Genomic DNA, 25,075 nt, shown 5'->3' with positions numbered 1-25,075 from the left:
GCGGACGGGGCGGACGGGGCGGGCGGGGCGGCACGAAAGCACGCCCCGCAGAGTGGTCGGGACAGCCCTCAGCCGCCGAGCGTCTTGGTCAAGGCGTCCAGGCCGTCGCGGTAGATGCCGGTGAAGAGGTCGACCACTTCCTCATCCGTGGCCCTCACCGGGACGAAGCGGCCGGACCACTGGACCTCGGCGGCGTTCTCGTCGTCGCTGATCTCGTGGACGCGCAGGGTCGACAGGTAGTCGACGACCGGGAAGGGCGCCTGCAGGATGTGGTAGCTGTAGTACCGCTGTTCCTCGTCGAACGACATCAGCCGCTCCACGATGACTTCCCCGTCGGGATTCTTTAGGTGCCGTACGCGACCGCCCTCCGTGAAGGTGCTTTCGGGGATGTACGGCAGCCAGTCGGGCAGTGATCCGAACCCGCCGATGACTTCCCACACGCGTGCGGGAGAGGCCGGGACGACCCGGCTCACCGATGTGGACGCCATGTCGCTCCTCCAAGAACTCGTTGGACGCCTGCAGACGGGCGACCGGGCTCATGCCCCGTCCGGCAGCGGCGCCAGGGGGCTGACCAGGCCGGAGTCGCGCAGATCGGCCCAGAATCCGGCCGGCACCTTCTCGTTGAACGCGGCATGGTCCTCGATGGTGTGGGCGGGCTGGGTCGCGCCCGGGATCACCGCCTCGGCGACGGGGTGCGCGAGCGAGAAGTGGAGGGCGGCGGCCTTGATGCTCACGCCGTGGCTGTCGGTGAGTTCCTTCAACCGCTCGACCTTCGCCACGATCTCGGGCGGAGCGGCGACGTACTCGAAGTGGGTGCCGCCGGCGAGGATGCCGGAGCTGTAGGGCCCTCCCACGACCATGCCGACGCCCTGTTCCTCCGCCATGGGCAGCAGCCGTTGCAGTGCGTGCGCGTGGTCCAGCAGGGAATACCGGCCGGCCAGCAGGAACCCGTCCGGCTGCGGCTCGTCCAGCGCGAGCGTGATTTCGATGGGTTCGGTGCGGTTGACGCCGAGTCCCCAAGCCTTGATGACACCCTGGTCCCGCAACTCGGTGAGCACACGGAACGCCCCCGTGCGGGCCTCCTCGAATTTCTCCAGCCATATGTCGCCGTGGAAGTCCTGGGCGATGTCGTGCACCCACACAATGTCCAGGCGGTCGGTCTGCAGGCGCTTCAAGCTGTCCTCTATGGAACGCTTCGTCGCGTCGGCCGTCCACACGTGAACCATCTTGTTCGGGCGACCATGAGCGAAGAGGTTGCCCTTCTCGCCGAGATCACGTGCGGCCGGGTCCTCCTCCTCGTCCAGGATGACCCGGCCGACCTTGGTGCTGAGGACGTATTCGTCGCGCGGACGGCCGGAGAGCGCGTTCCCGAGACGGATCTCCGCCAGCCCTGAGCCGTAGAAGGGCGCGGTGTCGAAGTAGCGCGTGCCCTGTTCCCATGCGGCGTCGACAGTGGCCGCGGCCTCTTCCTCGGGAACCGAGCGGAACATGTTTCCGAGCGGTGCGCTACCGAACCCTATGTGCGCCGGGAGAATCTGATCGAGTTTCACAACATGTCCTTCCTGAACGAACCGCCGTCCGTGCCGTCCGTACCGTCCATGCCGTCCATGCCGTCCATGCCGTCCATGCCGTCCATGGCCCAGCGCCGCGCCGCACCCCGGGCGCCTCAAAGCGGGGGGAGCGAGGAACCTGGAGCCCGCCGCCCTCCGGTCCGGAACACGTGTCGGGGCAGTCGGGGCACACTCCTGCCGACGACTGGGATCCGCAGAGGGCTGGGGCGGCAGTACTGATCGCTCGCCTTTGGCCGAGGCCGGTCGTGGAGGCTCACCGGACGACGCGACGATGACGCCGCCACCCGCACCTTCCCGAGAATCCTCCTCGGGAAGAGAGTCTCTCCGCGCATCGGCGAACACCACGATCCGTGGCATCGCACCTGGTCAGAGGCCCCCGCATGCCTCCTGCCAGCCTAGGCACGGATTCGCTGGAAGTGCATCTTGAGGGATGCGTCGCGGCAACTGAGGTCTGAGGCATGTCCGGTCACGGATGTGGCCGAACACCGGTCGGGCCGCGCAGGCGTAGTGACAGGGCGCGGCAATCCGACGCGCCCTTACCGCTGACGTCCACCGGTACGACCGGGGCCCGGGGCACCGCGCGGCACGTCCGGAAAAAGGTGCGGGGGCGGGACAACCCTGACCCCGCCTCATGGGTCACACAGGCGTCATCTTTTTTCACAGGTTTCTCCTTGGTCCGGAAGGCGTCCCACTCTCTGTGACAACTCGTACCCGGTTGACCTCGTTGACCGCGACGGCCGCCCTCGCCGTCACCGGTGGCCTGATCACCGCCACGCCGGCCTCCGCGGCCGTGACCTGCGCCTCTCCCGTCTGGACGGCGCACTACTACGGCAACTCCACCTTCAGCGGCACGCCGAAGCTGACCGCCTGCGACTCCGCCATCGGCGAGAACTACGGGTACGGCGACCCGACCGGCGTCACACTGCCCAAGGACAACTTCTCCGTCCGCTGGTCCCTCACCCGGGACTTCGGCTCCGGCGGGCCCTTCCGGCTCTCTGCCGCCACGCAGGACGGCATGCGCGTCTACGTCGACGGCGTGCGGAAGATCGACCTGTGGAAGAACGTCTCCACCACCGCCCGCAAGACCGTCGACCTGACCGTCCCGGCCGGCAAGCACACGATCCGCGTGGACTACGTCGCCTGGACCGGATTCGCCTACGCCGGGTTCACGTACGCGCCGCGCACCGAGGCCGCCGTCGACGCCGTCAAGCCGCTCGCCCCGACCGGGCTCACCGCCACGTACAACCGGGACACCGCGAAGACCACCCTGCGCTGGACCGCGAACAAGGAGATGGACCTCGCCGGCTACCGCGTGTACCGCCGGCTGAGCACCACCCAGTGGGCGAGGGCCGGCGGCTCAGCGCTGCTCACCTCCCCGTCCTTCGTGGACGCGACGCCCGCCACGGGCCAGACCTTCCTGTACGAGGTCCGCGCCGTCGACAAGGCGGGCCGCGAGTCCACCGGCAGCCTCGACGCCACCGCTGCGACCGTGGACCGCACCGGTCCGGCGGCACCGACCGGTCTCACGGTCGCCGGCGACGCGTGGTGGGCCACCCTGTCCTGGCGGGCGGGCGCCGACGCCGCGAGGTACGAGGTGTACGCCGCCTCCGCGGCCGCCGGCCCGTTCGAGCTGCTGGGCACGACGACCACGACGTCGTACCGCACCGACGCACCGGTGAACACCGCCCGGTACTACCGGGTCCGCGCCCTCGACGCGCTCGGCAACCCGTCGGCGTACGCCGCCGTCACCGGCGACGGCGTCGACCGGACGAAGTCCCCGACCTCCCTCGGCTCCGTCGTCCGCGCCGGCTACACCGACGTGAACTGGAAGCAGCCCGACGGCTTCTACGAGGACTTCGACAACGGCGGGAGCTACCGCGTCTACCGCTCGCCCGGCAAGACCCTCGACCCGGCCGCGCTCACCCGCGTGACCTGCGCCGGGGGGAGCGACGAGACCAGCACCGGCGGTACCTGCCACGACCTGGACATGCCCTCGGGCACCTATGTGTCGTACGCGGTCGCGGCGGTGGACCCGGCCGGAAACGAGTCGGCGCTGTCCGCCCCGCTCGTCGTCCGCACCGGCGACCACGTCGCGCCCGGCCCGGTCACCGGCGTGAAGGCCACCCCGCGCGCCGACGGCGTGCTGGTGAGCTGGGCGGCCTCACCCGAGGACGACGTCGAACGCTATGTGGCCCGGACCGGCGTCCGGCAGGCCGACGGCACGGTCAAGTGGCTCGGCTCCGCCTCCTGCACGGAGGGCACGAGCGACCCGCTCGCGGTCCTCTGCGGCGACCTGCCGGACGGCGAGACGTACGTGTACGCGGTGGTCGCCATGGACCGCTGGGACAACGCCCTGCCTTCGAGCGACCCGAGGATCACGGTCGTCGAGGCCACCGAGCTGGACCTCCGGCCGTCCGTGACGGTCACCCGGGACTGGAACCTCGGCAGCATCGGCCACGACACCATCATGGGCGGACCCGACGTGGCCGGGCCGTCCATCAACTGGCGGTGCGACAAGGCGGCTGAGTGCGACACCGTCGCGGGCTACCGGGTCAGCCGGTGGAACGCGGCCACGCGGGCGTACGAGCCGCTGCACGCCGGACTGCTGCCGGCGGAGACCCGCGCCTACACGGACACCACGGCCGCGCGGGGGACCACGCACTTCTACACGCTGGAGGCGGTGCGCGCGGACGGCGGTGTCGTGGGCACGCACGCGTGGAGCTGCGTCTTCCAGAACCGCGTCTAGCCCTGGCACGGAGGTGGCTGGAAACGTGCAGCCGGCGCCGCGACGCCGGCTGCGCGGACGTGGCGAGGGGGCGCGGCACGCGGCCGCGCCCTCCTCATCTCGCCCTCGGTAGGCCGCCGTGCGTCCGCGGTGTCACGGGAACAGGGCGATCCCGACGAGGATCAACAGGATGATGCCGGCGACGAGCGCGACGGTCGCCCACGTCCCCCGGTGGTGCAGCGGTGCCGCGGGGCTGCCGCCGCGCGGGCGGTCCTCCGCCAGCAGGGGGTCGGCCGGCCGGCCGTGCGCGTAGAACTGTTCGTCGGTCGGATAGACGTTGCGCGGGTCGCTGAGGGCGCGCGGATCGATCTGGTGTGGACTGGTCATCACTACTCCCGGCACGGCGCCTCGGCGGGGCCGGGGACCGGCGGACGCCCGGGTTCGCGTCAGGGGCGGCGGCTCACCACTCCCCGGACGCGCAGCCCTTCGGGAGGACGCCGCACGGGCTCTCGCCCCACTCGCCGCGCACCTTCGATCGTATACCTGGACCGTTCGCACGGCCTGGGAAGCGGCCCGGGAAGCGGCCTGGGGCGGCCCGGGTCCGGTCTGGGGGAAGTGGCCCGGGCAGCAGCGCCTCATCCGTGACCGATGTTCAAGGATGCGACCGAGGTCCGGTCTAACGATTCGGAGAATGTAGACCCCACGCGTCCCTCCTCACGCATACAGTGCTAGGCAGACCGACTTTTCTGAACGCGTTCAGAAGTTCGGGAGGGCGGTTCACGGGGAGGGTTTCGCGCGATGCGCAAGGGGGCAAAGGCCGCCATCATCGGCAGTGTGTTCGCCGTGATGGTGGGGGGCGCCGGATACGGCGCGTTCAACGTGGTGAGCGCGCTCGACGGGAGCGAGAGCGGGAGCGCGGGCGGGCCCGCTCCGGTGAAGAGCGGGCCGCCGAGCGGCGCGGAGGTCAAGGAGACCTCGGCGAAGTTCTTCGCGGCCTGGGCGAAGGGCGACGCGGCCGAGGCGGCGACGTACACGAACTACGCGAGCCAGGCAGAGGGCCTGCTGGCCGGCTACCGCGCCGACGCCCACCTCACCGGCGTGCGGATCACACCGGGCGCACCGTCCGGCGCGTCCGTGCCGTTCTCCGTGAAGGCCACGGTGTCGTTCGAGGGGAAGTCCAAGCCTCTCGCGTACGACTCGGAACTGACCGTCGTACGCGGCGAGACCACCGGCAAGGCGCTGGTCGACTGGAAGCCGTCGGTCGTCCACCCGGAGCTGAAGGAGGGCGACACACTGGTCACCGGCGAGTCTGCGAGCCCGCCGATCGAGGCCGTGGACCGGAACAGCGTTGTCCTGACCAAGGAAAAGTACCCCTCGCTGGGCCCGATCCTCGACGCGCTGCGCGAGAAGTACGGCGACAAGGCGGGCGGTACGGCGGGGATCGAGCTGGCGATCCATCACGCGACCGAGGGCGCGGGCGACACCACGTTGGTGACCCTCGCCAAGGGAGAGCCGGGCAAGCTGCGCACGACGCTCAGCGCGAGCGCGCAGGCCGCCGCGGAGAAGGCGGTCGCGCGGTACGCCGAATCGTCCGTGGTCGCGGTCAAGCCCAGCACCGGTGAGGTGCTGGCGGTCGCCAACCACCGCGCGGACGGCTTCAACGCGGCCTTCCTCGGCAAGCTCGCCCCCGGCTCCACCATGAAGATCATCAGCGCGGCCACGCTCATCGACAACGGCATCACCACGGCGAACGGCCCCGCGACCTGCCCCGACAGCGCGGTCTCGGAGAGCCAGACCTTCCACAACCTGGCGAACATGGCACCCCAGCTGAACGCGACGCTCTCCGACAGCTTCTCGCGCTCCTGCAACACGGCGTTCGTGAAGTACGCGGACACGGTGAAGGTCGACTCGCTCACCAACGAGGCCGAGCAGCGCTTCGGCCTCGGCCGCAACAACTGGAAGACCGGCATCGAGTCCTTCGACGGCTCCGTTCCGGCCTCCGGCGGCCCCGACACCGCCGCCAACCTGATCGGCCAGGGCCAGGTCCAGATGTGCCCGCTGAACATGGCGTCCGTGACCGCGACCGCGATGACCGGCGTCTTCCGGCAGCCGGTCATCGTGTCGCCCGGCCTCGACGGCCGTGAGATCGCCACCGCCAAGGGACTGCCGCCGAGCACGGTCGCCCAGCTGCGCACGATGATGAACCGCACCGCGGTCAGCGGTACCGCCGCCCAGGTGATGGCCGGCCTCACCGGCAGGATCGGCGCCAAGACAGGCTCCGCCGAGGTCGACGCGCAGTCCAGGTCGAACAGCTGGTTCACGGGCTACCGCAACGACGTCGCGGCCGCCGCGATGACCCAGCAGGGCGGCCACGGTGTGGACGCGGCCGGTCCGATCGTCGCAGCTGTGCTACGAACGGGCGGCTGAAGTCACCCTTCACAGGACGGGACCCTAGGCTGAGAGCCCTCGTTGTGGAGCGTGAGGGCACCGGGGGCCAGGGGAAGCAGCAAAGGATCGGGAACCGTGGGGAAGAGAAGGCGCGTCGCCGAGCGACGGAAGACGAAGCCCGCCGTGGTCGGCGGGCTGATCGCCGTGGCCGTCGTCGGCGGGGCGTTCGGCGCCTACAGCCTGTACGGGGGCGGCGCGTCGGCGGAGGACCGGTCGTCGACGACCGCAGGCCACAAGGCCGTGAAGACGGGTCCGCCGACGGCGGCCGAGGTCACCGCCCTGTCCACGCGGTTCCTCACCGCCTGGCAGAGCGGCCAGGTCGCGAAGGCGGCCGCCGCCACCACCGACGCCGGCGCCGCCACGACCGTGCTGACCGGCTACACCAAGGACGCGCACATCACCGGCGTCACGGTCACGGCGGGCAGGCCGTCGGGAGCCTCCGTCCCGTTCTCCGTCAAGGCCACGGTCACCTACAAGGGCACGAGCAAGCCGCTGGCGTACGAGTCGAGACTGACCGTCGCCCGGCGGGCCGAGGACGGCGTCGCGCTGGTCGACTGGAAGCCGTCCGTCGTACACCCGGACCTCCAGGACGGCGACCGTCTGGTCACCGGCGCGGCGGGCACTCCGCCCATCAAGGCGCTCGACCGCGCCGGCGGTGAACTGACCACGGCCAAGTACCCCTCGCTGGGCACGGTCCTGGACGGCCTGCGCGAGAAGTACGGAAAGACCGCCGGCGGCACGGCGGGCATCGAGCTGCGGGTGGTCCGCAAGGCCGCGACGAAGGGCACCCAGAAGTCGCCCGACAAGACGCTGGTGACCTTCAGCGAGGGCACCCCGGGCACGGTGCGGACGACCCTCAGCCCGGCCCTCCAGGCGGACGCCGAGCAGCAGGTCGCCAAGAAGACCCGGGCGTCGGTCGTCGTGATGCGCCCCTCGACCGGCGAGATCCTCGCGGTCGCCAACCAGAGCCACGGTTTCAACACCGCCTTCCAGGGTTCCCTGGCGCCCGGCTCCACGATGAAGGTCATCACCTCGTCGCTGCTGATCGACAAGAAGCTCGCCTCGGCGGACAAGCCGCACCCGTGCCCGAAGTACGTGACGTACGGCGGCTGGAAGTTCCAGAACGACGACAAGTTCGAGATCAAGGGCGGCACGTTCAAGGCGAGCTTCGCGCGCTCCTGCAACACGGCCTTCATCAGCCAGGCGCCGAAACTGGAGAACGCCGACCTGACGCAGCAGGCCCAGCAGGTCTTCGGGCTGAGCATGAACAACTGGGCCATCGGCGTCCCCAGCTTCGACGGCTCGGTGCCCGTCCAGTCGAAGGCCCAGATGGCGGCCTCGCTGATCGGCCAGGGCGGGGTCCGCATGAACCCGCTGAACATGGCGTCGGTCGCCTCGACGGTCAAGTCGGGCGTGTTCCACCAGCCGTACCTGGTGTCGCCGGACGTGGACCACCGCAAGCTGGCCACCGCCTCCCGCACCCTCTCCGCGGGTACGCTCTCCCAGCTTCGCGAACTCATGCAGTACACGGCGGCGTACGGTACGGCCGCCGAGGCGATGTCAGGGCTCGGCCCCGACTACGGCGCCAAGACGGGTTCCGCCGAGGTCGACAACCAGAACAAGCCGAACGGCTGGTTCACCGCGTGGAAGGGTGACCTCGCCGCGGCCGGCGTGGTCCAGCAGGGCGGCCACGGCGGCGACACCGCGGGCCCGATCGTGGCGGCGCTCCTCAAGGCGGGAAGCTAAGGGCTGTCCCGTAATCCCCGGCGGGCGCACGACGACAGCTACGGCACCTCGCCGCGTTGTCGGATCGCCCGAATACGCCCAGTATGAGGACGACCCTCCGCCTTGCGATGCACCGCATCTGACGCCGCGCGCTGATCCACCGGGGATTACGGGACAGCCCTTAGGCCACGGACCGCACTCCGGTGCACGTGAACGAGCGGCGCCGGTGACCCCACAGGTCACCGCCGCGGTGCTGTTCGCCGCGCCCCGTCGCCTTGCGCAGGAAGCGAGGCTGCTCCCGGCCCGGATTCCCGGCCCGCGCGGTGCCGGAGCATCCCTCGCGCCCCGCCCCCTCCGCGGTCCGCGCGCCCCGGCTCACTCCCCGAGCGCCGTCCGGACCGCCCGGACCAGCGCCTGCGCCCTCGGGTCGGCCGTCACGCTCTGGCGGAAGCCGTTCGTCACGTAACCGAAGGCGATTCCCGACCCGGGGTCGGCGAAGCCGAGTGACCCGCCGCGTCCGGGGTGTCCGAAGGAGCCGTCGCCGAGCAGCGGGGACGCGCTGCCGTGCAGCATGTACCCGAGGCCGAAACGGGTGTGCACGACGAGGACGCGGTCGGGTCCCGCGGACTGTTCGGCGCGGGCGAGCGCGACGCTCTCCGGCGTGAACAGCCGTACGCCGTCCACCTCCCCGATCAGCGAGGCGTAGAAGCGGGCCAGGCCGTCCGCCGTCGCCACGCCGTTGGAGGCGGGCAGGACGGCGGCCAGGTAGGCGGGATCGTTCTCGTCCGGCTGCGGGGTGATCGCGGCGAAGGCGCGGCGGGTGAGCGACGAGGGGTCCGCGTACGCCTCGGAGACCGCCCGCTTCGGGCGCAGCCGCAGGCCGCCGTCCGCCGCGGGGGCCTCGATCGGGGCGACCCGGCCCACCCTGCCCGCCTCCGCGTCCGGCAGCCCGACCCACAGGTCGAGTCCCAGCGGCCCGGCGATCTCCTCGGCGATCCACGCGCCGATCGAGCGACCGGTGACCCGGCGTACCAGCTCGCCCGTCAGCCAGCCGTACGTCTGCGCGTGATATCCGTGATCGTTCCCCGGCTCCCAGGCCGGCGTCTGCGCGGCCACGGCGGCGGCGGCCACGTCCGGGTCAGCCGCCTCGGCCGGGGTGAGCGGACGGTCGAGCACGGGCACCCCGGCCCGGTGCGCGAGCACGTGCCGGACCAGGGCGTGCTCCTTGCCGCGCGCCTTGAACTCGGGCCAGTGGTGACCCACCGGGGCATCGAGGTCCAGCTCCCCCCGCTGGGCGAGCAGCAGCAGGACGGCGGCGGCCACACCCTTGGTCGCCGAGCGCACGACCTGCGCGGTGCCGTGCTCCCAGGGCGCCGCGTCCGCCGGGAAACCGGTGGCCCCGGCGCCGTCAGCACCCTCCGCGGCGGTCGCGTCCTTCGCGCCGCCCCACAGATCGACGACCTTGCGCCCGTCCCGGTACACGGCGACGGCCGCGCCCCGGTCCCCGAGTGTCTCGAAGTTGCGCAGGAACGCCGCCCTGACCGGCTCGAAGCCCTCGGCCACTGTGCCGTTCACGTCCACGTCCGCACTCCGTCCACTCGCCTGCGACAGTGGCTGCAACACTCGTGCGAAGGCACGGATTCCTGGCCCGGCAGGATCGTGACCTCGATGTCGTCCCGGGTGGCGTTCGAGTACGGGCGGACCTCGTTATCGATCATGGCGGACCTCCCCAGGACGGAAACACCGGAGCGCACAACCGCATCGCGCACAAGGTGCTGGCCGGTGTGGAGGCCGCGATCACCAGGGGGAGCGACCGCGGGCAACCCCCGCGCACCAGGAACAGGGCAGGTCGGCGAGGCCGGCCCGGCGGACCCACCGGTTCGTCACGCGCCCGCTGTCCGGAGAGCGCCCGCTGTCCGGAGAGCGCCGGGTGTCACGGGGTGGCGATGGCCACGGAACGCGGGTCGAACCCGAAGGGCAGTTCCAGCCGGTGGGTACGCATCAGCCCGTCGTCGGAGAGGAGTTCGCCGGTCCTGCCGTCGGCCGCGATCACCCCGTCGCTCAGGATCATTGCCCGGGGGCACAGTTCGAGCGCGTACGGCAGGTCGTGCGTGACCATGAGGACGGTGACGTCCAAGGACCGCAGGATGTCGGCGAGTTCACGGCGCGAGGCGGGGTCCAGGTTGGACGAGGGTTCGTCCAGGACCAGGATCTCCGGCTCCATCGCGAGCACGGTCGCCACCGCCACCCGGCGCCGCTGGCCGAACGAGAGATGGTGCGGGGGCCGGTCGGCGAAGGCGTCCATGCCGACTTGTTCCAGGGCCGTGCGGACACGTTCCTCCAGCGCGGCGCCCTTCATCCCGGCCGCGGCGGGACCGAAGGCGACGTCCTCACGCACGGTCGGCATGAAGAGCTGGTCGTCCGGGTCCTGGAAGACGATGCCGACCTTGCGCCGGATCTCGGCCATGTGCCGCTTGTCCACCGGGAGTCCGGCCACCGTCACGGTCCCGGCGCCGCCGGTCAGGATGCCGTTGAGGTGCAGCACGAGGGTGGTCTTGCCGGCGCCGTTCGGGCCGAGCAGCGCGACGCGTTCGCCGCGGCCGACGGTGAAGTCCACGCCGAAGAGCGCCTGGTGGCCGTCGGGGTAGGCGAAGGCCAGTCCGGCCACTTCCAGCGAGGGCGGGAGCGGGGGTGAAGTGGTCACAGGGTCCATCCCAACAGGCAGACGAGCAGGGCGGCGGCGGGCAGGGCGAGGGCGGACGACCACTGCGCCCGTGACGCGGTCACCTCGTCGATGACCGGCATCGAACCGGCGTATCCCCGGCTCACCATGGCGAGGTGCACGCGCTCCCCACGCTCGTAGGAGCGGATGAAGAGGGCGCCCGCCGACTTGGCGAGGACGCCCCAGTGCCGTACTCCGCTCGCCTCGAAGCCGCGCGACTCCCGGGCGATGCGCATCCGCCGCATCTCGTCCGTGATGACGTCGCCGTAACGGATCATGAAGGACGCGATCTGCACGAGGAGGGGAGGCAGGCGCAACCGCTGGAGCCCCAGGAGCAGTTCGCGCAGTTCGGTGGTCGAGGCCAGCAGCACGGAGGCCGCGACGCCCAGCGTCCCCTTGGCGAGCACGTTCCAGGCGCCCCACAGGCCGTTGACGCTGAGGGACAGGCCGAGGACGTCCACCCGTTCGCCCTCGGCGACGAACGGCATCAACACCGCGAAGGCGACGAACGGGACCTCGATCAGCAGCCGTTTGAGCAGGAACCCGGCCGGCACCCGGGCCCGCCACGCGACCGCCGCGAGCAGCACGGCGTACAGCGCGAACGCCCACATCGCCTCGCGCGGGGTCGAGACGACCACGACCACGAAGGCGAAGGCCGCGGCGAGTTTGGTGTGCGGGGGCAGGGCGTGCACCGGTGAGTGCCCGTGCCGGTAGAGCCGGTGGGCGTGGCCCGCGCCCACCTCAGACGCCTTCGGGGAGGGAGGCGGGTGACGCGTCGGCCGTTCGGCGCCTGCGCAGTGTCCAGAAGACGCCGGTGCCCGCGACGATCGTGACGCCCACGCCGATCACGCCCGCGAGGCCGCCGGAGATGCGGGCGTCGGAGATGTCCTTGACGCCGTACCCGGCGAGCGGGGAGTCCTCGGTGTGGTGCTTCTTGGCGCGCTGGTCGATGCCCTGGTCCTTGGCGACCTTCTCCAGGCCGTCGGGGCTGGCGGAGGCGTAGAAGCTGACGAAGCCCGCGAGGACGAGGGAGGTGACGAGACCGGCGATCCACACCTTGCGGCGGGAGACCGGAGCGGCGGCGGGAAGGGCGGGGGCGGCCGCGTCGACCAGTTCGCCGCCCACCCGCAGTTTGAGCCGCTGTTGCAGACCGCGCGCGCCATACACGAGGTCCGGCCGTACGGCGATGACCGCGCCGACCGTGAGCGCGGTGATCGCGGCCTCGCCGATGCCGATGAGGACGTGGACGCCGATCATCGCGGTGGCGACCTTGCCGATCGCGACGTCGGTGGTGCCGCCGAGCGCGTAGATGAGGGTGAAGGCGACGGCGGCGGCCGGGACGGAGAGCAGCGCGGACACGAAGGCGGCCGCGGTGACCGAGCGCCGTCTCCTGGGGAGCACCTTCAGCAGGCCGCGGAAGACGGCGTAGGAGACGACGGTGGTGACGATCGCCATGTCGGTGATGTTGACGCCGAGCGCGGTGAGGCCGCCGTCGGCGAAGAGGATGCCCTGCATGAGCAGGACCACGGAGACACACAGGACCCCGGTGAAGGGGCCGACGAGTATCGCCGCCAGTGCGCCGCCGAGCAGATGTCCGCTGGTCCCGGCCGCGACCGGGAAGTTCAGCATCTGTACGGCGAAGATGAAGGCGGCGACCAGACCGGCCAGCGGCGCGGTCCTCTCGTCGAGTTCGCGGCGGGCGCCTCGCAGGCTCACCGCGACGGCGCCGGCGGCGACCAGTCCGGTGGCGGCGGAGACCGGGGCGTTGATGAATCCGTCAGGCACATGCACCGTTCGATGATAGTGCCTTGTTGCGAACGACTTGCAAGAGCGAGGCACTCATGAATAGCCGAGAGGCTCGCCACACGCCCCGCCCGCGTGCAACGGCCGCACGTCCCCTCACGTGCCCCGTCGCATGCCCTCTCACGTGTTCCGTCGCACGTTCCGCAGCGCGTCCCGTCACGTGTCCTGTCCCACAGGGCCGTGTCACGAGGGCCCCACTGGGGTACGCGGTTGCCCAAGAGCGGAATCCACGGAATGTGGGACATTGGAAAGGTGACGGATTCATAGATTCCGCACAGGTCACGCAGCGTAAGGAGTCGGTTCATGTCTGCCGTCGAACAGTACGCACGCGCCCATATCGTCACGGACACGGCCGACTCCCCCGAGGACGAAGGCAGAGCTGTTCCGGTGGCCTTCCACTACGATCCCGAGACCGACTCCCGTCAGGTGCGCATCACCCTGCCCGGCCCGCACGAGTGGGTCTTCCCCCGTGAGCTGCTGGAGCAGGGCCTCCGAGTCCCCGTCAGCAACGGCGACGTACGTGTCTGGCCCTGCGGCCGGGTGCAGGCGGTCATGGAGTTCCACTCGCCCAAAGGGGTGGCGGTCGTGCAGGTCGACTCGAAAGCCCTGATGCGCTTCCTGCGCCGTACCTACACTGCCGCCACCCCGGTGGCTCACTGAACGGTCGGACCCGCGCCGGTCGGACCCGCGCCGGTCAGACCCGCGCCAGCTCGCGGTCGTCGTCCTCGTTCTTCGGGCGTCCGTCGCCCAGCCCGCGCAGCCCCTCACCCTCGACGTCCACGTTCGGCAGCGCCCGGTCCAGCCACCTCGGCAGCCACCATGCCTTCTTGCCGAGCAGTGCCAGGACCGCCGGGACGAGCGCCATGCGGACGACGAACGCGTCGAAGAAGACGGCGATCGCGAGACCGAAGCCGATCATCTTGATCATCGACTCACTGGAACCGATGAAGCCGGAGAAGACGGCGATCATGATGACGGCCGCGGCCGTCACCACCCGCGCGCCGTGCTTGAAGCCGGTCACGATGGCCTGGCCGGGCTTCTCCCCGTGCACGTACGCCTCGCGCATCCGGGTCACGAGGAAGACCTCGTAGTCCATCGCGAGACCGAAGACGACACCCACCATGAAGATCGGCATCATCGACATGATCGGGCCGGTCTGCTCCACGCCGATGAGGTTCGCCAGCCAGCCCCACTGGAAGACCGCGACGACCGCGCCGAGCGCCGCCATCACGCTCAGCAGGAAGCCGAGCGCCGCCTTCAGCGGGACCAGGATCGAGCGGAAGACCACGATCAGGAGCAGGAAGGCGAGACCGACCACCAGCGCCAGATACGGGACCAGCGCGTCGTTGAGCTTCTGCGAGAAGTCGATGTTCATCGCCGTGCTGCCGGTGACCAGCACCTGGGCGTCGGTGTCCGCCTTGATGTCGCCGCCCGCGTCACGGATGGTGTGCACCAGGTTCTCGGTCGTCACCGAGGACGGCTTGGAGTCCGCGATCACCGTGATCATCGCGGTGTCCCCGGGCTTGTTGTACGTCGCCGGAGTCACCGAGACGACGCCCTTGAGGTCCTTGACCGTGTCGGCCACCCGGGTGACCGCGCCCTTGGGGTCGTCGCTCGCCTTGGCGTCCACGACCAGCATCAGGGGGCCGTTGAAACCGGGGCCGAACCCGTCCGACAGCAGGTCGTAGGCCCTGCGCTGGGTGGTCGAGGCGGGCTGCGAACCGTCGTCGGGCAGACCCAGTTCCAGCGAGGCCGCCGGCACCGCGGCGGCGCCCAGGCCGACCACACCGAGCAGCAGGACGGCGAGCGGACGACGGACGACGAAGCTCGCCCAGCGGGTGCCCATGTTGGGCCGGCCCGCGTTCTTCGCGGCACGGCCGCCGCCCAGCAGCCTGCTCTTCTGGCCGGCCGGCTGGACCTTGCGGCCCGCGTAGCCCAGCAGGGCCGGGATCATGGTGAGCGCGATCAGGACGGCGATGGCGACCGTGCCGGCCGCCGCGACGCCCATCTTCGTCAGCATCGGGATGTTCACGACCGACAGGCCGACGAGCGCGATCACGACCGTCAGGCCCGCGAAGACCACCGCGGAGCCCGCCGTGCCGACGGCCCGCCCGGCCGCCTCCTCGCGCTCGCGGCCCTCGGCGAGTTCGGCGCGGTAGCGGGAGACGATGAACAGCGCGTAGTCGATACCGACCGCGAGGCCGATCATCATCGCGAGCGTGGAGGTGGTGGTGCCCAGGTCGAGTGCGCTGGCGAGGGCGGTGATGGTCGAGACGCCGATCCCGACGCCGATCAGCGCGGTCAGCAGCGGCAGCCCGGCGGCGATCAGCGAACCGAAGGTGATGACGAGGACGACGGCGGCGATCGCGATACCGATGACCTCGGTGGAACCGGTCTCCGGCGTGGCCTGGAGCGCGTCACCACCCACCTCGACGGTCAGCCCGGCGTCCCGCGCCTGCTGCGCGGCCGCTTCCAGGGCGCTCTTCGAGGAGTCCTTCAGCTCCATGCCGGAGACCTTGTACTTCACCGACGCGTAGGCGATCGAACCGTTCTTGCTGACGGCCTTGGCCTTGAACGGGTCGGTGACGGAAGTGACCTCCGAGCCGTCCTCGAGCGCCTTGACGGTCTTCTCGACGGTCGCCTTGTTGGCCTTGTCCGCCATCTTCTCGCCGGTGGGCGCCTTGAAGACGACGCGCGCGGTCGCCCCGTCGGCACTCATGCCGGGGAAGCGCTGCTCCAGCAGGTCGAAGGCCTTCTGCGCCTCGGTGCCGGGTATGGAGAAGGAGCTGGCGCCGGCGACGGGGGCGTTGGCCGCTCCGACTCCCGCCAGCGTCAACAGCGCCACCCAGATCAGGGCGACGAAATGCCGTCGCCGGAAGGCGAGTCGGCCGAGTTTGTAGAGGAACGTGGCCACGAGGGCGTACTCCCGGTCAGGTCGTGGGGTGGCAGGGGCTGGTGAGGTCACCCGGTGGGGGCAGGGGAGATCAGCCCGACGACGTGAGCGGTCGCGTCAGGTACGGATACGGGGGTTCGTCCCGGGGTTGTGCGGGATCAGGCGCCGAGTGCGGGGAGGATCACGGCATCCACGTACGAGGTGAGGAAGGCACGGGTCGGTGGCCGCTGGTCGATGACGCCGCGCACCGCGAAGGCACCGATCAGCATGTGCAGCACGTACTCCTGCGCGGGGTTGTCCGGTCGGATCTCACCCCGGGCGACGGCACGCTCCAGTACGCGGCGCAGCTCGACGGTCTCCGGTTCGATGATCAGTTCCCGGAAGGCCTTCAGAAGATCGGGGTTCCCGTGCAGTGCCATGGCCAGACCCCGCATCAGCGCGGAGTTCTGCTCCATCCGGCAGTCGTCCTCACGCATCACCAACGCGTGGAAGTCGCCCGCCAGGGATCCCGTGTCGACGTCGCCGGCGCTCGGCTTCTCGTGCCGCAGCGCCTTCACCACCAGCTCGGCCTTGCCGCCCCACTGACGGTAGAGCGTGGCCTTGCTGGACTTGGTGCGGGCGGCGACGGCGTCCATGGTCAGGGCGTCGTAGCCGACCTCCCTGAGCAGGTCGAGCACGGCCCGGTACAGCTCGGCCTCGCGCTCGGGCGTGATCCGACTGCGACGCACCGTTGCGGCTTCAGTCATCCCACTCACCATCTCCCGCTCAGAACGACTCGGTTCTGTACGTCATCGTTGTACGGCATCTTCTTCGTCGTCGTACGTGTTTCAAGATACCCCGGGCGCGAGCGAAACGAAACCGTTTCGTACGTGTGCTGGGTCACGCGCGCCCCGCGCCGGGCGCGTTCCCCGCACAAGTTGCCGGGGCCCTCCGAGGGGAAAAGCATGGGGAGGTGAGCGACGAGTACGAGAAGGCGACCGCGGACAAGGACACCACCGACCGCGCATCCGGTTACCTGCGCTTCCCGCACCTGAGCGGCGACCGGCTGTGCTTCGTGACCGAGGACGATCTGTGGGTGGCACCGCTGGACGGCCCGGGGCGGGCCTGGCGGCTCACCGTGGACCGGACCAAGGTCGGACACCCACGCTTCTCCCCCGACGGAAGAGACATCGCGTACACGAGCTGGCGCAGCTATGTGCCGGAGATCCATCTGGTACCGGTGGACGGCGGACCGGGCAGCCGCCTCACCTACTGGGGCAGCGCGGACACCCGGGTCTGCGGCTGGTCCCCCGACGGCGACATCCTCGCCGTCGCCTCGCACGGGCAGCCCTTCTCCTATTTCACCTGGGCCCACAGCGTCCCGACCGACGGCGACCCCGGCGGCAACCTGCCCTGGGGGCCGGTGGCGGACATCGCGGTAGCCGACATCGCCGGCGAACGAAGGACCCTGCTGCTCACCGGCACCCCACCGCACGATCCCGCCTCCTGGAAGCGCTACCGGGGCGGCGCCATGGGCCGGCTCTGGCTGCACGGGCAGCGCCTGCTCGCCGGTATCGACGGCCACCTCGACTCCCCCATGTTCGTCGGCGGCCGGATCGCGTTCCTCTCCGACCACGAGGGCATCGGCAACCTGTACTCGTGCGCGTACGACGGTTCCGACCTGCGCCGGCACACGGACCACGACGCGTTCTACGCACGCAACGCCTCCAGCGACGGCGACCGGGTCGTGTACCAGTGCGCCGGGGACCTCTGGATCGTCGACGACCTGTCCCCCGACTCGCTCCCGCGCCGTCTCGACGTCCGCCTCGGCGGGCAGCGCGCGGGCCGACGCCCCTACCAGGTGCCCGCGGCCCAGCACGTGGACGCCATCTCCGTGGACGAGACGGGGCGGGCAGGCGCGGTCGTCGTGCGCGGCAGCCTGTACTGGCTCACCCACCGCGACGGGCCCGCCCGCACCATCGCCGACACCCCGGGGGTACGGGTCCGGCTCCCCGAGATGCTCGGTCCGGGCGGCCAGGTCGCCTATGTGACCGACGCGGACGGCGAGGACGCCGTCGAGATCGCCTATCTGCCGCGCGCCTCCGGCTCGCGCGAGCCGCGCCGGCTGGCCTCCGGCGAGCTGGGCCGCGTACTGGAGCTGGTGGCGGACCCCCAGGGGGACCGGCTCGCGATCGCCTCGAACGACGGACGGCTGCTGCTTCTCGACGCGACGGAGGATGCGGGAGAACCAGCAGAGACAGCAGAGACAGAGAAGACGGAGAAAACGGAGGAGGCAGGGGAGGCAGGGGAGGCAGAAGCGGCGGAGGAGGCACGGGAGGCACAGGAGGTACAGGCGGCAGAGGAGGTACAGGCGGCAGGAGATGCGAGAGAGGCCGCAGAGACGGGGACGGAAACGGGGACGGAGACGGGGACGGAGACGGCGGGGGCCACCGAGGGCGGGGGCGTGGAGGCGACGGAGGAATCCCGCGGGACCGGCCGGGTGAACAGCGGGGGAGGCGAGGTCACCGAGCTGATCCAGTCCCTCAACGGACCGGTCCGGGATCTCGCCTTCTCCCCGGACGGGGCCTGGCTGACCTGGTCGCACCCGGGGGTCGGCCGCTCCCTGCGCCAGATCAAGATGGCGCGGATAAAGGACCGGCTCGTCGTCGACGTCACCAACGGGCGCTTCGAGGACGAGAACCCGGTCTTCACCAGGGACGGCCGCTATCTGGCCTTCCTCTCCTGGCGCGGCTTCGACCCGGTCTACGACGTCCACACCGGGGATCTCTCCTTCCCGCTGGGCTGTCGCCCGTACCTCGTCCCCCTTTCCTCCGCCACCCCATCCCCCTTCGCCCTGAACCCCGACGGGCGGCCGGTCGCCGGGGGCCTGGACCCGGTCGAGGACGAGGGCGCCGACGGCGCGGTCAGTGTCGAACTGGAGGGACTGGAGAGCCGGGTCACCCCGTTCCCGGTCACCGCCTCCAAGTACTCGGCGCTCTACCCGGTCGCGGGCGGCGGGCTGGTGTGGCTGCGCTGGCCGATCTCGGGCGCGCTCGGCGAGACCTTCGCCAACCCCGACGACACCTCGGGGCGCCCGACCCTGGAGTACTTCAACATCAGCAAGGCGAAGAAGTCGGAACTCGTCGGCCACCTCGACTGGTTCGCGGTGAGCGGCGACGGCTCCCGGCTGGTCGTGGTCGACGAGGGCGAGCTGCGCGCCGTCCCCTCCACCGAGCCCGGCGACAGCGACTCGACGGTCTGGATCGACCTGCGCCGCATCCTCCACGAGGTGGACCCGCCCGCCGAGTGGCGCCAGGCCTACGACGAGGCGGGCCGCATCATCCGCGCCTACTTCTGGGAACCCCACATGTGCGGCATCGACTGGGACGCCGTGCTCGCCCAGTACCGCCCGCTGGTCGAACGGGTCGCGTCCCCGGACGAGTTCGCGGACCTGCTGCGTGAGGTCCTCGGTGAACTGGGCACCTCGCACGCCTACGTCGCCGCCGCCCGCCGCAACGAGGGACCCGGGCACTACCAGCGCTGGCAGGGCCTGCTGGGCGCCAACTTCGTCCGGCGCGACGGCTGCTGGACCCTGAAGCGGATCCTGCCCGGCGACTCCTCCGACTCCAAGGCCCGTTCACCGCTGGCGGGCACCGGCATCCGCGAGGGTGCGGTGCTCACCCATATCGACGGCCGCCCGGTGGACCCGGTGACAGGCCCGTACCCGCTGCTCGCGGGTGCGGGCGGTACGACGGTGGAGCTCACGTTCGTCCCCCCGACGGGCGAGAGACCCTCGCGCCGGGTGGCGGTGGTGCCGCTGATCGACGAGCGGCCGCTGCGCTACCAGGACTGGGTGGCCAAACGCCGGGAGGTGGTCAGGGAGTTGAGCGGTGGCCGCTGCGGCTACCTCCACATCCCGGACATGGGCGGCTCGGGCTGGGCCCAGTTCAACCGGGATCTGCGTCTGGAGGTCTCGCGCCCGGCGCTCCTCGTCGACGTGCGCGGCAACGCGGGCGGCCACATCAGCGAGCTCGTCGTCGAGAAGTTGACGCGCACGATCCTGGGCTGGGACCTGACGCGCAACGCCCAGCCGGTGTCGTACGCCTCGAGCGCTCCGCGCGGCCCGGTGGTCGCCCTCGCCGACGAGGCGACCTCCTCCGACGGCGACATGATCACGGCCGCCTTCAAGCTGCTCGGGCTCGGTCCGGTGGTCGGCCAGCGCACCTGGGGCGGAGTCGTCGGCATGACCGGCCGGCACCAGCTCGGCGACGGCACGGTGATCACGGTCCCGATGAACGCGGCCTGGTTCGACGCGTACGGGTGGTCCGTCGAGAACCGGGGTGTCGCCCCCGACCTGGAGGTCCTGCGCACCCCGCTGGACTGGGCGGAGGGCCGTCACGCCGAGATGGACACCGCGATCCAACTGGCCCTGGATCTGCTCAGCACCCACTCGGCGGCCGCCCCGCCCGATCTCTCGGACGTACCGGACCGGACTCGTCCGAAGCTGCCGCCACGCACCCGCTGAGCACGCAGCCGAGTGGGGCGCCCCGAAGTCGGGGCGCCCCACTCAGACTTCAAGCGGACGTCCGACGTCAGGCGTCGTGGTCCTCGTCGAAGCGGTCCTGCGCCTCACGACGCACACGCTCGTTCTCCGGGATGGAGCGGTCGCGCTCCTGCGCCGAGCCCTGCGCCGAACGCTGGGCCGAGCCCTGCGCCGAGCCCTGCGCGGAACGCTGGCCCGCCGCCTGCGGCGAACGCTGGGCCGAGCCCTCCTGCGAGGCCCGGTGACCCGTCCCCTGCGGGGAGTGCTGACCGGGCTGCTGCGGAGAACGCCGTCCCGGCTCGCTGATCTCCTGGTCCATCTTCTTCTTGCCCTGCTGCTTCATGTTCTCCGCCTTGTTCTGCATCTGGTCCTTCTTGCCCATGCTGTTTCACTCCCATGTGTGGGTGAGGGGATCGGGCTCGACCAGACTTACACGGGGACACTACGCACGCATTTCGATCAGTAACTCACAGTGAGAGAGGCGGAATAACCCATGGTCAGACGCCCTCTCCTCGCCTGTCGTCGGCCGCCCCTCCGGCCCCCACGAGCCCCTTGCCGACATTCCCGAGCCGCGGTTCGAACCGCCGCATCTCCCGTTGCCCCACCGCCGCGATGACTCCGGGCAGGTAGCCGCGGACGCCCTGCATCCCGCGCAGCCACCACTGCGCGTACACATGGCTCGACCGCCGCTCGATCCCGGCGACGACGCGGTCGACGGCCGGTCCGAGGGGATAGGTCTTGTTGGACGGCCAGGGCAGCCGCTGCCGCAGCTCGCGCATCACGTCGTCCTGGTCGGCCCCGCGCACCATGTCGGTGTCGGTCCAGGACAGGTACCCGACGCCGACGCGCACGCCCTTGTGACCGACCTCGGCACGCAGGCTGTGCGCGTACGCCTCCACACCCGACTTGGAGGCGCAGTACGCGGTCATCATGGGCGCCGGCGTGATCGCCGCGAGCGACGCGATCTGCAGCAAGTACCCCCGGCTCTCCATGAGTACGGGCAGGAACGCGCGGGCGGTGACCGCCGAACCGATGAGGTTGACCTCGATGACCCGGCGCCAGGCGAGGGGATCGGAGTCCACGAACGGACCGCCGTTGGCCACACCGGCGTTGGCGACGACGATGTCCACCTTCCCGAACCGTTCCTTCACCTCGCCCGCGACCCGGGCCATCGCCTCGTGGTCGGTGACGTCGGCGTACCAGTGGTCGCTCTCGCCGAGCAGCCGCTCCGAGACCTGCTTGAGCGCGTCCGGCTCCAGACCCACGAGCGCGACCTTGGCGCCCCGCGCGGACAGCTTGCGGGCGAGAAGTTCACCGACGCCCCGCGCGGCCCCCGTGACGACCGCGACCTGTCCCTCCAGGCTCACCCTGCTCATGCGCCCTCCTTGATCTGTGCGTAGTCGCCGACGAGTTCGCGTATCCGTGCGGTCACCACGTCCGGCGCCTCCACGGGTGTCATGTGTCCCAGTCCGGTCAGCTCGGTGAGGCCGACGCAGTTCGGCAGCGCCGCGACCAGGGCGCGCGCGTGCACCAGGGGCGTCAGCCGGTCCGCCGTCCCCGCCACCACCGCCGTCGGCACGGCCAACTCCCGCACCCCGTGGTCGAGGTCGAGCAGGTCGAGCACCTGCGACCAGGCGTGCCGCACCGCGCGTGGACAGGCGTGCACGATCCGCGCACACGCCTCGACCATCCCCGGCGACGAACCGGGGCCCATGGTCGCGTACTTGAGGATCCTGCGGGCGGCCGGCGTGACGGGCCCGAGCGGCGCCCGCGACCCGAGGACCCGTTTGGTGACACCGGTGCGCAGCCGCCCGGCGGGCAGCGGCAGCACGCGCGCCTCGGCCACCAGCCGCGAACTGCCCGTGCTGCACAGCAGAACCGCCGCCGCGTGCTCCCGGAAGCGCGGCCTCGACGAGGCCGCCATCAGCGTCATCCCACCCATGGAATGCCCCACCAGCACGGCCTTCTCACCCGGCCCGAGGGTGGCCGCGAGCACGGCCTCCAGATCGTCGGCGAGCGCGTCCGTGCCGCACGCGTCGCTCGCGGGGCTGCGCCCGTGTCCGCGCTGGTCGTACGCGATCACCCGGTGGTCGGCGGCGAGGTCCCGTATCTGCGCCGCCCAGAAGGCGGTCGAGCAGGTCCACCCGTGCGCGAGGACGACGATGGGCACGGCGACGTCCACGGGTCCGTGCACCTCGACGTGCAGCCGGGCGCCGTCGGCGGAGACCGCGGTCAGTTCGCGCGCGGGGGCGGGCGGCGCGTAGGGGCCGCTCGTCACGTGCGTCAGTCGGCTCACGCCCCGGCCTCCGCCTTCGCCGGGCTCCCCGGCTGCCCGCCCCGCAGTGCCCCCGGAGCCCGCAGCACCTCGTACTCCCCCAGGTCCAGTCGGCGGGTGGCCGTGCGGAATTCGGTCGTCGTGCCCGGCCACACCGTCGTGTTGCGGCCCTGCGCGTCGAGGTACCAACTGGTGCAGCCGCCGGTGTTCCACACCGTGCGCTTCATCCGCTCCTGGACCTTCTGGTTCCAGTCCGCCACCGCGCCGGGCCGTGCGTCGAGGGCCACCCGGCCGCCGAGCACGCCCAACTGCCGTACGTAGTCCGCCATGTAGTTCAGCTGGGACTCGATCATCAGGATCATGCTGGAGTTCCCGAGACCCGTGTTGGGCCCGATGACCGTCATCCAGTTGGGGAACCCGGCCGCGGAGGCGCCGCGCAGGGCGCTCATCCCGCCCTTCCACGCCTCGGCGAGTGTCCTGCCCTCCGCGCCCACCACCCGGTCGGCGATCGGCATGTCCGTGACGTGGAAGCCCGTACCGAAGATGATCGCGTCCGCCTCGGCCGTGCTGCCGTCGGCGGCGACGAGGGTGGACCCCTCGATCCGGTCGAGCCCGGAGGCCACCACGTCCACGTTGGGCCGGGTGAGCGCGGGGTAGTAGGCGTTGGAGAGCAGGATCCGCTTGCAGCCGATCCGGTAGTCCGGCGTCAGCTTCGCGCGCAGTGCCGGGTCCTTGACGGCCCGCGCCATGTTGCGCTTGGCCAGCCGCTCGATCAGGCCCAGTTCGTCGGGCCGTTTGGTGAACGCCTGGACCTGCAGCTCCCGGATGCCCCACAGGAGTCCACGACGGGCCTGGGCGGTGAACGGGAGCACGCGGTGCAGTCCGCGTTCGAGGCCGCTGATGGCGCGGTCGACGCGGGGCATCACCCAGGGCGGGGTGCGCTGGAAGAGAGTGAGGCGCGCGACCTCGGGCTGGACGGCCGGCACGATCTGGATGGCCGAGGCGCCGGTCCCGATCATCGCCACGCGCTTGCCGCGCAGGTCGTAGTCGTGGTCCCAGCGGGCCGAGTGGAAGACCTTGCCGGGGAAGGTGTCGATGCCCCGGATGTCCGGGATCTTGGGATCGGACAGCGGTCCGGTGGCGGACACGACGAAGTCGGCGCTGAGCGAGCCGCTGCTGGTCTCGATGTCCCACCGCAGCTTCTCTCCGTCCCACGTCATCCGCTTCACCTCGGAGTCGAAGCGGAGGTGGGGGCGCAGCCCGAAGACGTCGGTGACGTGCTCCAGGTAGGCGCGGATGTGCTCCTGCCCGGAGAAGGTGCGGGGCCAGTCGGGGTTCGGCGCGAACGAGAACGAGTACAGGTGGGACGGTACGTCGCAGGCGCACCCGGGGTAGCTGTTGTCCCGCCAGGTGCCGCCCACGCCGCCGGCCCGTTCCAGGACGACGAAGTCGGTGACCCCTTCGCGGCGCAGCCGCACCGCCGCCCCCAGGCCTCCGAACCCGGACCCGACCACCGCCACGCGTACATGTTCGTGCTCGGTCATCCCGACGCCTCCCTAGCCGCACGACCCCGCCAGTGAACACTGGCGCAATGGGGAGCGTAGAGCAGCTCCGTACTGATGGGTAGGGGTCGCGACCGGGAAAGTTACCGGGGGTACGACGTAAGGTGCGCCTGTGGCGGAGAAGCGTGAGTACCGGATGGAGGAGCTGGCCGAGGCAGCCGGCATCACGGTGCGCACCCTGCGCTTCTACCGGGAGCGCAAGCTGATACCGCCGCCCCGCCGCGAGGGCCGGATCGCCTGGTACGACGACACGCACCTGGCCCGTCTGCGCACGATCTCGGCGCTGCTGGAACGCGGCCACACGCTCAGCGGCATCGCGGAACTGGCCGAGGCCTTCGACCACGGCCGCGACGTGGGCGAACTGCTCGGGCTCGGCGAGCCCACCGAGGAGACCCCGGTCCGCCTCTCCCCCGAGGCACTGGCCGACGTCTTCGCGGGCCAGGCGACCCCGGAGAACCTCGCCGCCGCCCTCGACCTCGGCTACCTCGGCACGGACGGCGGCGAGATCGTGCACATCAGCCGCCGCCTGCTCGACGTGTCGGCGGCCCTGGTCCGCGAGGGCATCCCGCTCGCCGACGTCCTCACCGCGGCCCGCGGCGTCCGCGACCACGCCGAGGCGCTCGCCGACCTGTTCACCACCCTCGTCCTCACCGAGAACCGCACGGCGGACGACCTGACCCGCCTGCGTCCCCTGGCGAAGAGCGTGGTGGAGGCGGAACTGTCGATGGCGCTGGACCGCCGGCTCAGCCGCCGCCCGAAACCCTGACCGCCCGCCGCGCCGAGCCGCTCGACCGCACGCCGGGCCGTCGGACCCTCCGACCCTGCCATC

19 protein-coding genes are annotated in these 25,075 nt (G+C 71.1%); 6 read left to right on the top strand and 13 right to left on the bottom strand.

Annotation, left to right across the window (positions count from 1 at the left end; all coding sequences use genetic code 11):
* Positions 1-68 precede the first annotated feature (68 nt).
* Positions 69-488 carry an SRPBCC family protein gene (locus tag ACFVTC_RS22465; protein WP_390129638.1) on the bottom strand — a complete coding sequence of 140 codons (420 nt, stop codon included), beginning with the start codon at positions 486-488 and terminating at the stop codon, positions 69-71.
* Positions 489-536: 48 nt separating this feature from the next.
* Positions 537-1,550, bottom strand: a complete 1,014-nt coding sequence (locus ACFVTC_RS22460) for an aldo/keto reductase (RefSeq protein WP_390129636.1) — start codon at positions 1,548-1,550, stop codon at positions 537-539.
* A gap of 718 nt (positions 1,551-2,268) precedes the next feature.
* Between ACFVTC_RS22460 and ACFVTC_RS22455 the strand changes: the two genes are divergently transcribed.
* Positions 2,269-4,317 (top strand): PA14 domain-containing protein, encoded by a 2,049-nt coding sequence (locus ACFVTC_RS22455; protein ID WP_390129634.1) that lies wholly within the window; start codon positions 2,269-2,271, stop codon positions 4,315-4,317.
* Positions 4,318-4,449: 132 nt separating this feature from the next.
* Here ACFVTC_RS22455 and ACFVTC_RS22450 read toward each other — a convergent pair whose 3' ends face one another.
* Positions 4,450-4,683 (bottom strand): hypothetical protein, encoded by a 234-nt coding sequence (locus tag ACFVTC_RS22450; protein WP_390129633.1) that lies wholly within the window; start codon positions 4,681-4,683, stop codon positions 4,450-4,452.
* A 411-nt stretch (positions 4,684-5,094) separates the two neighbouring features.
* Between ACFVTC_RS22450 and ACFVTC_RS22445 the strand changes: the two genes are divergently transcribed.
* Together ACFVTC_RS22445 and ACFVTC_RS22440 are read left to right on the top strand one after the other, a co-directional pair.
* Positions 5,095-6,723: a penicillin-binding transpeptidase domain-containing protein gene (locus tag ACFVTC_RS22445; RefSeq protein ID WP_390129630.1), complete on the top strand. Its 1,629-nt coding sequence runs from the start codon at positions 5,095-5,097 to the stop codon at positions 6,721-6,723.
* A gap of 96 nt (positions 6,724-6,819) precedes the next feature.
* A complete protein-coding gene (locus ACFVTC_RS22440; protein WP_390129628.1) occupies positions 6,820-8,490 on the top strand; it encodes a penicillin-binding transpeptidase domain-containing protein in 1,671 nt (556 codons plus the stop codon).
* 354 nt (positions 8,491-8,844) lie between these two features.
* On the opposite strand, the gene ACFVTC_RS22435 is transcribed toward ACFVTC_RS22440, so the two are convergent.
* The 4 genes from ACFVTC_RS22435 to ACFVTC_RS22420 form a co-directional block, all read right to left on the bottom strand.
* Positions 8,845-10,050, bottom strand: a complete 1,206-nt coding sequence (locus ACFVTC_RS22435; protein ID WP_390129626.1) for a serine hydrolase domain-containing protein — start codon at positions 10,048-10,050, stop codon at positions 8,845-8,847.
* 352 nt (positions 10,051-10,402) lie between these two features.
* Positions 10,403-11,182 (bottom strand): energy-coupling factor ABC transporter ATP-binding protein, encoded by a 780-nt coding sequence (locus ACFVTC_RS22430; protein ID WP_390129624.1) that lies wholly within the window; start codon positions 11,180-11,182, stop codon positions 10,403-10,405.
* Positions 11,170-11,931: a cobalt ECF transporter T component CbiQ gene (cbiQ, locus tag ACFVTC_RS22425; RefSeq protein ID WP_390129622.1), complete on the bottom strand. Its 762-nt coding sequence runs from the start codon at positions 11,929-11,931 to the stop codon at positions 11,170-11,172. Before cbiQ ends, ACFVTC_RS22430 begins: the two co-directional genes overlap by 13 nt.
* A 1-nt stretch (position 11,932) precedes the next feature.
* Positions 11,933-12,982 carry an energy-coupling factor ABC transporter permease gene (locus tag ACFVTC_RS22420; RefSeq protein WP_390129620.1) on the bottom strand — a complete coding sequence of 350 codons (1,050 nt, stop codon included), beginning with the start codon at positions 12,980-12,982 and terminating at the stop codon, positions 11,933-11,935.
* Between the two features lie 315 nt (positions 12,983-13,297).
* On the opposite strand from ACFVTC_RS22420, the gene ACFVTC_RS22415 reads away from it, so the two are divergent.
* The gene (locus ACFVTC_RS22415) at positions 13,298-13,654 is read left to right on the top strand and encodes an SsgA family sporulation/cell division regulator (RefSeq protein WP_390129618.1); all 357 of its coding nucleotides are present in this window, start codon (positions 13,298-13,300) and stop codon (positions 13,652-13,654) included.
* A gap of 34 nt (positions 13,655-13,688) precedes the next feature.
* Here the strand turns inward: ACFVTC_RS22415 and ACFVTC_RS22410 are convergent, their stop codons facing one another.
* Positions 13,689-15,908 carry an MMPL family transporter gene (locus tag ACFVTC_RS22410; protein WP_390129616.1) on the bottom strand — a complete coding sequence of 740 codons (2,220 nt, stop codon included), beginning with the start codon at positions 15,906-15,908 and terminating at the stop codon, positions 13,689-13,691.
* A 137-nt stretch (positions 15,909-16,045) separates the two neighbouring features.
* Positions 16,046-16,633 carry a TetR/AcrR family transcriptional regulator gene (locus tag ACFVTC_RS22405; protein WP_153290098.1) on the bottom strand — a complete coding sequence of 196 codons (588 nt, stop codon included), beginning with the start codon at positions 16,631-16,633 and terminating at the stop codon, positions 16,046-16,048.
* Positions 16,634-16,839: 206 nt separating this feature from the next.
* Here ACFVTC_RS22405 and ACFVTC_RS22400 point away from each other — a divergent pair, with 206 nt between their 5' ends.
* A complete protein-coding gene (locus ACFVTC_RS22400) occupies positions 16,840-20,391 on the top strand; it encodes a S41 family peptidase (RefSeq protein ID WP_390129614.1) in 3,552 nt (1,183 codons plus the stop codon).
* A 67-nt stretch (positions 20,392-20,458) separates the two neighbouring features.
* Here ACFVTC_RS22400 and ACFVTC_RS22395 read toward each other — a convergent pair whose 3' ends face one another.
* From ACFVTC_RS22395 to ACFVTC_RS22380, 4 genes are all read right to left on the bottom strand, one after another.
* Positions 20,459-20,791, bottom strand: a complete 333-nt coding sequence (locus tag ACFVTC_RS22395; RefSeq protein ID WP_329526620.1) for a hypothetical protein — start codon at positions 20,789-20,791, stop codon at positions 20,459-20,461.
* 115 nt (positions 20,792-20,906) lie between these two features.
* Positions 20,907-21,785 carry an SDR family oxidoreductase gene (locus ACFVTC_RS22390; RefSeq protein ID WP_390129612.1) on the bottom strand — a complete coding sequence of 293 codons (879 nt, stop codon included), beginning with the start codon at positions 21,783-21,785 and terminating at the stop codon, positions 20,907-20,909.
* Positions 21,782-22,705, bottom strand: a complete 924-nt coding sequence (locus ACFVTC_RS22385) for an alpha/beta fold hydrolase (protein ID WP_390129610.1) — start codon at positions 22,703-22,705, stop codon at positions 21,782-21,784. The genes ACFVTC_RS22390 and ACFVTC_RS22385 overlap by 4 nt, the downstream gene beginning before the upstream one ends.
* Positions 22,702-24,228, bottom strand: a complete 1,527-nt coding sequence (locus ACFVTC_RS22380) for a flavin-containing monooxygenase (RefSeq protein WP_390129607.1) — start codon at positions 24,226-24,228, stop codon at positions 22,702-22,704. The genes ACFVTC_RS22385 and ACFVTC_RS22380 overlap by 4 nt, the downstream gene beginning before the upstream one ends.
* Before the next feature lie 154 nt (positions 24,229-24,382).
* Between ACFVTC_RS22380 and ACFVTC_RS22375 the strand changes: the two genes are divergently transcribed.
* Positions 24,383-25,012, top strand: a complete 630-nt coding sequence (locus tag ACFVTC_RS22375) for a MerR family transcriptional regulator (protein ID WP_390129801.1) — start codon at positions 24,383-24,385, stop codon at positions 25,010-25,012.
* Positions 25,013-25,075 lie beyond the last annotated feature (63 nt).

The organism is Streptomyces sp. NPDC057950, assembly GCF_042887295.1.
Taxonomy (GTDB): domain Bacteria; phylum Actinomycetota; class Actinomycetes; order Streptomycetales; family Streptomycetaceae; genus Streptomyces; species Streptomyces kaempferi.
The sequence above is the reverse complement of the archived record's forward strand: the minus strand, read 5'-3'. Positions and strand labels throughout refer to the sequence as shown.

What these genes read in the sequence shown, in the direction of transcription:
- ACFVTC_RS22395 (WP_329526620.1), bottom strand. Translation starts at nt 20,791, where the DNA reads ATGGGCAAGAAGGACCAGATGCAGAACAAGGCGGAGAACATGAAGCAG.
- ACFVTC_RS22445 (WP_390129630.1), top strand. Translation starts at nt 5,095, where the DNA reads ATGCGCAAGGGGGCAAAGGCCGCCATCATCGGCAGTGTGTTCGCCGTG.
- ACFVTC_RS22450 (WP_390129633.1), bottom strand. Translation starts at nt 4,683, where the DNA reads ATGACCAGTCCACACCAGATCGATCCGCGCGCCCTCAGCGACCCGCGC.
- ACFVTC_RS22405 (WP_153290098.1), bottom strand. Translation starts at nt 16,633, where the DNA reads ATGACTGAAGCCGCAACGGTGCGTCGCAGTCGGATCACGCCCGAGCGC.
- ACFVTC_RS22380 (WP_390129607.1), bottom strand. Translation starts at nt 24,228, where the DNA reads ATGACCGAGCACGAACATGTACGCGTGGCGGTGGTCGGGTCCGGGTTC.
- ACFVTC_RS22465 (WP_390129638.1), bottom strand. Translation starts at nt 488, where the DNA reads ATGGCGTCCACATCGGTGAGCCGGGTCGTCCCGGCCTCTCCCGCACGC.
- ACFVTC_RS22430 (WP_390129624.1), bottom strand. Translation starts at nt 11,182, where the DNA reads ATGGACCCTGTGACCACTTCACCCCCGCTCCCGCCCTCGCTGGAAGTG.
- ACFVTC_RS22415 (WP_390129618.1), top strand. Translation starts at nt 13,298, where the DNA reads ATGTCTGCCGTCGAACAGTACGCACGCGCCCATATCGTCACGGACACG.
- ACFVTC_RS22390 (WP_390129612.1), bottom strand. Translation starts at nt 21,785, where the DNA reads ATGAGCAGGGTGAGCCTGGAGGGACAGGTCGCGGTCGTCACGGGGGCC.
- ACFVTC_RS22375 (WP_390129801.1), top strand. Translation starts at nt 24,383, where the DNA reads ATGGAGGAGCTGGCCGAGGCAGCCGGCATCACGGTGCGCACCCTGCGC.